We start from the raw sequence: 1688 nt of genomic DNA, 5'->3' as shown, positions 1-1688 counted from the left end.
TGAAACATGATAATTAAATAGTGTGAAGATAAAAAAAGATTCGTAATGAATCACAGATTCGTAAAGAATCACAAGCAAACCAGAAATTCGTTTAGTTTGATAAAACTAATGAGTCATACAAATTTTTAATTGAGAGTTTGATCCTGGCTCAGGACGAACGCTGGCGGCGCGCTTAACACATGCAAGTCGAGCGATGAAATTTTAACAGAACCCTTCGGGGCGAAGATAAAATGGATTAGCGGCGGACGGGTGAGTAACACGTGAGTAACCTGCCTTAGACATTGGGATAGCCTCGGGAAACCGGGATTAATACCGAATAACATCACATAGACACATGTCATTGTGATCAAAACTCCGGTGGTCTAAGATGGACTCGCGTCCCATTAGCTAGTTGGTAGGTAACGGCCTACCAAGGCGACGATGGGTAGCCGGCCTGAGAGGGTGAACGGCCACATTGGAACTGAGAAACGGTCCAAACTCCTACGGGAGGCAGCAGTGGGGAATATTGCACAATGGGGGAAACCCTGATGCAGCGACGCCGCGTGAACGAAGAAGGCTTTCGAGTCGTAAAGTTCTTTTATATGGGAAGATAATGACGGTACCATAAGAAAAAGCCCCGGCTAACTACGTGCCAGCAGCCGCGGTAATACGTAGGGGGCTAGCGTTGTCCGGAATCACTGGGCGTAAAGGGTTCGCAGGCGGAAATGCAAGTCAGATGTAAAAGGCAGTAGCTTAACTACTGTAAGCATTTGAAACTGCATATCTTGAGAAGAGTAGAGGTAAGTGGAATTTTTAGTGTAGCGGTGAAATGCGTAGATATTAAAAAGAATACCGGTGGCGAAGGCGACTTACTGGGCTCATTCTGACGCTGAGGAACGAAAGCGTGGGTAGCAAACAGGATTAGATACCCTGGTAGTCCACGCTGTAAACGATGAGTGCTAGGTGTCGGCGTAAGTCGGTGCCGCAGTTAACACAATAAGCACTCCGCCTGGGGAGTACGTGCGCAAGCATGAAACTCAAAGGAATTGACGGGGACCCGCACAAGCAGCGGAGCATGTGGTTTAATTCGAAGCAACGCGAAGAACCTTACCAAGGCTTGACATACTGAGGAAAGACTTAGAGATAAGTCCCTCTCTTCGGAGACCTCAATACAGGTGGTGCATGGTTGTCGTCAGCTCGTGTCGTGAGATGTTGGGTTAAGTCCCGCAACGAGCGCAACCCTTATCTTTAGTTGCCAGCATTTCGGATGGGAACTCTAAAGAGACTGCCGATGATAAATCGGAGGAAGGTGGGGATGACGTCAAATCATCATGCCCTATATGCCTTGGGCTACACACGTGCTACAATGGAAGGTACAAAGGGAAGCAAAATAGTGATATTAAGCAAACCTCAAAAAGCCTTTCTCAGTTCGGATTGTACTCTGCAACTCGAGTACATGAAGATGGAGTTGCTAGTAATCGCAGATCAGAATGCTGCGGTGAATGCGTTCCCGGGTCTTGTACACACCGCCCGTCACACCATGGGAGCTTGTAATACCCGAAGCCTGCGAGCGAACCGTAAGGAAGCAGCAGTCGAAGGTAGGATAAGTGACTGGGGTGAAGTCGTAACAAGGTAGCCGTATCGGAAGGTGCGGCTGGATCACCTCCTTTCTAAGGAAAGAAAATCTTCACACTATATTAATTATATAT

The 1688-nt window shown here is 47.6% G+C and carries 1 rRNA gene; it reads left to right on the top strand.

Features of this window, described 5'->3' with window-relative positions:
* The first annotated feature begins 125 nt into the window (after positions 1-125).
* Positions 126-1649, top strand: a 16S ribosomal RNA gene (locus tag PTSHG_RS08950).
* The last annotated feature ends 39 nt before the right edge of the window (positions 1650-1688 follow it).

This window comes from Peptoniphilus senegalensis JC140 (genome assembly GCF_000321025.1).
GTDB lineage: Bacteria > Bacillota > Clostridia > Tissierellales > Peptoniphilaceae > Peptoniphilus_A > Peptoniphilus_A senegalensis.
Note: the sequence above shows the minus strand (reverse complement) of the source record. Positions and strands in the feature narration are given on the sequence as shown.